1 protein-coding gene is annotated in these 467 nt (G+C 64.5%); it reads right to left on the reverse strand.

Translation table 11 applies throughout. From position 1 onward, the window contains the following. Positions 1-467 (reverse strand): IS256 family transposase (locus tag AC5ZGW_RS46975; RefSeq protein WP_496114250.1); only part of this gene is annotated, 467 nt, incomplete at both ends.

Genomic DNA, 467 nt, shown 5'->3' on the forward strand with positions numbered 1-467 from the left:
AGTTTGAACACCATCAGCCTGGCGGGAGTTGGCGACAACGAGCCCTTGGTGCGCACCGTCCGGTGCCGCACGGTCGCAAACACGCTTTCGATGGGATTGCTCGTGCGCAAGTGATCCCAATGCTCGGCCGGGAAGTCGTAGAAGGCCAGCAGCGCGTCGCGATCCTTGACCAGGCATTCGACCGCCCGGCCGTATTTGGCGCGGTATTTTTCGGCAAAGACGTCGATCGCCGCTTCGGCGGACGTCCGGTTCGGCGCCCAATAGACCTCGCGGAGATCCTTCTTCATGGCGGCCTGCACCGAGAGCGGGACCTTGTCCAGGACATTCACGGTCTTGTGCACCCAGCATCGCTGGTGGCGCGTGCCGGGACAGACCTCCTCGAGCGCCTTCCAGAAGCCGAGCGCGCCGTCGCCGACGGCAATTTCCGGGGCGATCTGCAACCCGCGCCGCTTGACGTCGATCAGGAG

This window comes from Bradyrhizobium sp. Crot121 (genome assembly GCF_059512385.1).